Here is a 3960-nt window from a genome sequence, read left to right on the forward strand (position 1 = left end):
CAGGGGGGACCCTGTGGGAGAGTAGGACGCCGCCGAACAATCATTGTGGGAAAGCCCCGCACCTTATGGTGCGGGGCTTTTCTGCGTTCCGGACCAGTTTCTCCGGCCCGGAGCGGCCCGGCTGGGTATCCTGGCCGCGTTCCCAGGAGGACACGATGACTGCTCAGCAGCTGGAAGCCGGCGGCCCGCTCATCCCCCAGCCGGCCATGACGCGTGAGGCCCTGCGCGATGCGGTGCGGAGGATCGACATGCCGAGCCTCGCGGCGCTCGACCGGGAATGCAACGAGGCGTTCGACCGCGCGGCAGAGACCGGCGCCATCAACCCCCTGCGGTTCTTCCTGATCAAGTGGGCCACCCACGTGGCCATCCACCGCTGGCCGGCCAGAGCGGCCGCCCTGCAGGACGCGGAACGCGTGGCCGGCGACCCCGCGGCGACGGAGCAGGAGTTCCGGGCCGCGATGGAGACGAGCAGCCGCATCCTCGCGGAGGCCCAGCGGGAGATTGGTCTGTGACTTCACGCGGTGAGGGCGTCGAGAACGACACCGGCTGGGCGTGGGAGTGCGATCCGAGCCGTGTGTGGGTGCTCGGCGAGATGGCAGCGGAGCACCAGGCGCTCGTGGGTGCGGTCATGGACGGGCTGGTGGACCTCGCGTCGATGGCCGTCGACCCCAAGGACGGCAGCCTCTACGAGGACCCGTACCCGATGCGGCTGCGTACGTACGAGGACGAGCACCTGATGCTCTGGTACCAGACCATTCCCCACCGCAGCCGCGTCTACCTGAAGCGGGTCAACCTCTGAGGGCAACTCATGGCTGAAGCCAGCAGAGTTGGCATGGTGGCACCGGCGCCGCTGACGGCGTCAGCCGCCGTGTGCCGGCTGGTCCACGTTCCATTCCCGCGGCAAGGCCCCGTCGCAGAAGACGCAGACGAAGTCCCCCTCGCGTACGACGTTGAGCTCCCGGCATGCGGGGCAGCGGCGGAACACGACCTCGTGCGTGAACCCCGCCGGCCGGACGACCCCTGGCCGATCCAGGGCCGCGGCGACGGCGGTCCAGGAGCTGACGTCCGGGCAGTATCCGGTCGACTGGTTGCTGACCTCGTCGACCGCCCACCGCCCGGACTCCGCGCTGAAACTGACCTCACCGGCGCCAAGAACCGCTTCCCCCGCAGCACACACCACGTGCTCACTACGCCGCGGCGCGAGCCGCAGTACACCCGCCGTATCGACGACGAAGGTGAAGGGCTCGGCCAGCTCTTCCGCTGTGAGGTCCGCGACCCACTTGGCGAAGTCGGCGGGCGAACGCATGCTCCGGCCTTCGCCCCCCGGCGCGACAAGATTTCTCAACTCGGCCGGCCCGACGTAGAGATAGTCCACCGCTCCATGCTCCTGGCTGCCCTCGGCTGCCGGCGGAAGGATCATTCCGTCGGTTCTGCTGCTGCCCGCTCGAACGCGGTGCGGCAGCGTTCCACCTGGTCGGTCACCTGCTCCATGAACCACCGCATGATCTCGTAGGGGACGACGTGCTCGTCGTGGCTGTGGATGTGGACGGTCGGTTCCAGATGCGGGTCCTCGTCCGGGACGAGCGCCACGATGAAAGCGGCGCCGGGCACGTGGGTCACCGCGGGTACAGGACTCTCGGGCCCCCTGGGCGGCACGGGCGTGGCCTCGCTCAGCTCCACGGACCATGCGTCGTCGGGCAGGGCGTAGTGGAACAGGACGGCGTAGTGCCGGCCTGCGTGTTCCCGGATCTCCCATGGCATGTCCGCAGGCTGCCACAGGCAGTCTCTGGATTGTGTTCCGCGGCTGGGGCCTGGGAGTGGTGACCTACTCCACGGGTCTCATCGAACGCGGCCTGGGACGGTCGAAGCTCATTCGGTGGTGCGAGATCGACGAGGCCAGCACCGGCGCAGACTCCCGGATTGGCCGATGTCTGTTGTCCATCGCCAGGAGTGTTCCGAGATGCCTGTGTACTCGTCACTGAGCCGTGCCCTGACCGAGGCCCTGATCAACGTTCTGTGGTTCATCGAGGGCAGTGAAGACGAGCAGATGGATCCGGACGACGCCGTCAGAGTCCTGGAGGGCGTCGCCCCCTTGGTGGGCGAGTTGGCGAGTGATCAGCGGAGCCAGTTCCTCGAGCTGCTGCGGGACATGGCCGACGGAGAGGCTGATTCAGCCCGACGGGAGTTCCTCGAGGGCTTCACCGAAGACTTCGGTCTGCTCGAGGATTCGGCCTGAGCCGGCCAGTGGGGCAGGGGAGGTCGGGGCAGGGGGCTGTCGCAGGTAGAGGGTGGGCAGGGTGGGCTGGCATCGCTCCTGCTCTGGTGCGGGCTCACGTACATCGCCAGCTCGGTGACCTGGACCCTTCCCCCGGCCATCCATGCGCCCCCGTCTGGTGCTGCTGTTGCCCGCGTTCGGCGACGGAGGCCTGTCCGGTGGGGTCCCCGCGGCTGGTGGGGCACCTCTCGGCGCCACTCGTCTTCAGTTCGGGTGGGGCTCCGGGGGGTTGGGTCGGTGTCGGAGGTCCTTCGGTCGAGGGTCGACAGCGGGCAGGCCGGCAAGTACCCGGATTGGCGGGTCTCTGGTCTCCGGGGGCGTTTCGCGGAGCACGGGTGGCGGCCATGGCGGTCTCGTCGGTCGGGGTGTCGCGCGCCTGGCCTGAGGTGACGCGGACTGCGAGGGGCCGTACATGGGCGTCGCTGGCGAGATGGACCTTTGTGCTCAGACCGCCGCGGGAGCGTCCGAGGGCGTGGTCGTCGGATTCAGATCGGTCTGGAGCTCCCCTTTCCTGAAGTCGGTGGCGTGCTGGTGGGCCCGGCAGAGGGGGGAGTCCACTGACACGGTCCAGCCGACGTCGTCCGCGTCGGGGCCGGCGCGGGTGAGGAGGACGTCCTCGCGCAGGAGGACGGATGCCGGCGTCGGGAGAGCCGTGCGGGTGTTGCCGTCCGGGTGGGGGTGGGAGAAGGCGACGTCCAGGTATGCGCTGGCCAGTTCGTCGTTCCCAGGGGACCTCGGCGCTGAGGTGTTGCCAGTCGGTGAGGGAGCCGGGGCCGGTCTCGGCGCTCACGGTGGGGAGGCTCCACGGCCAGGCGGACGGCCAGGTCTTCGCCCAGCGCATCGACCAACGTCAGTTTGGGGGCTGTCCGGCGCCCGAACCGTCCGCCTATCACCTGCTCCACCAACGCGGCAGCCTCGTCAGGGCTGATGCCGGTGGAGGTGGGGAAGCAGCCCAGGGGCTGGGCCCAGTGCCCGTACCAACCGCTTTCCGTCCGTGTGCGGTCGGCGACCGCCGGCACGAGGTGTACGGCGTCCCGTCCGGGGAGCCAGGTACGGGTACCGTTCCGCGAGCTCCTGGAGTCAGTCGCCCCCGCACCTCCTCGGTCACCCGGAGAGCGAGTGGGAACCGCAGCACCACCAGCTCGAGATGACGCCGCGTCCCAGTCGCCCTCGCCCATGGCCCGGGGCCGTACCGCCCAGCCACGTACTGAGGCCGGCCACAGCGGGGGCTCCTGGGTGGCAGGAGGGGACAAGGCAGGGCGAGGGTACGGGGATACGGGTGCTCGTGTCGCGCCGATTTTGACGGTGCAGGGGGTGTGATGTAGAGTCAAACGGTTGCCTGGAACTGGACAAGTTCGGCAGCCGGCCCCCAAAGAAGCAATTCAGAGTGGGCACCCTCGACTCCTCATCCAGGAATCTGAAGCCGGGAAATCCGGTGGAAAACTTCTGATAGAGTCGGACTCGCCGGAAAGGGAAACGCGAAAGCGAAGAACTGGAAAGCGAAACCCGCTTCGACCGGGAATCGGACACGAAAGAGTCTGATAGAGTCGGAGACACAAGAACGAAGGAAGCGCCCGGAGGAAAGCCCGAGAGGGTGAGTACAAAGGAAGCGTCCGTTCCTTGAGAACTCAACAGCGTGCCAAAAATCAACGCCAAAAGTTGATACCCCGTCCACTTCGGTGGAT

5 protein-coding genes and 1 pseudogene are annotated in these 3960 nt (G+C 68.0%); 3 read left to right on the plus strand and 3 right to left on the minus strand.

The window, feature by feature from the left end:
- The first annotated feature begins 155 nt into the window (after positions 1-155).
- Positions 156-512, plus strand: coding sequence for a hypothetical protein (locus ACWGDE_RS36830; protein WP_453393440.1), 357 nt, complete (start codon positions 156-158; stop codon positions 510-512).
- Entirely contained in the window at positions 509-799 is a 291-nt protein-coding gene (locus tag ACWGDE_RS36835; protein WP_453393441.1) for a hypothetical protein, read from the plus strand. Before ACWGDE_RS36830 ends, ACWGDE_RS36835 begins: the two co-directional genes overlap by 4 nt.
- A 60-nt stretch (positions 800-859) precedes the next feature.
- Here the strand turns inward: ACWGDE_RS36835 and ACWGDE_RS36840 are convergent, their stop codons facing one another.
- Both ACWGDE_RS36840 and ACWGDE_RS36845 read right to left on the minus strand, forming a co-directional pair.
- Positions 860-1420: a hypothetical protein gene (locus tag ACWGDE_RS36840; RefSeq protein ID WP_453393442.1), complete on the minus strand. Its 561-nt coding sequence runs from the start codon at positions 1418-1420 to the stop codon at positions 860-862.
- Entirely contained in the window at positions 1417-1761 is a 345-nt protein-coding gene (locus ACWGDE_RS36845; protein ID WP_453393443.1) for a hypothetical protein, read from the minus strand. The genes ACWGDE_RS36840 and ACWGDE_RS36845 overlap by 4 nt, the downstream gene beginning before the upstream one ends.
- Before the next feature lie 199 nt (positions 1762-1960).
- On the opposite strand from ACWGDE_RS36845, the gene ACWGDE_RS36850 reads away from it, so the two are divergent.
- On the plus strand, positions 1961-2236 hold the full coding sequence (locus ACWGDE_RS36850) for a hypothetical protein (protein WP_453393444.1): 276 nt from the start codon (positions 1961-1963) through the stop codon (positions 2234-2236).
- A 340-nt stretch (positions 2237-2576) separates the two neighbouring features.
- Here ACWGDE_RS36850 and ACWGDE_RS36855 read toward each other — a convergent pair.
- Positions 2577-2860 (minus strand): annotated as a pseudogene (locus ACWGDE_RS36855) (IS5/IS1182 family transposase); the annotation flags it as partial.
- Positions 2861-3960: the final 1100 nt, after the last annotated feature.

Source organism: Streptomyces sp. NPDC054956 (assembly GCF_053609185.1).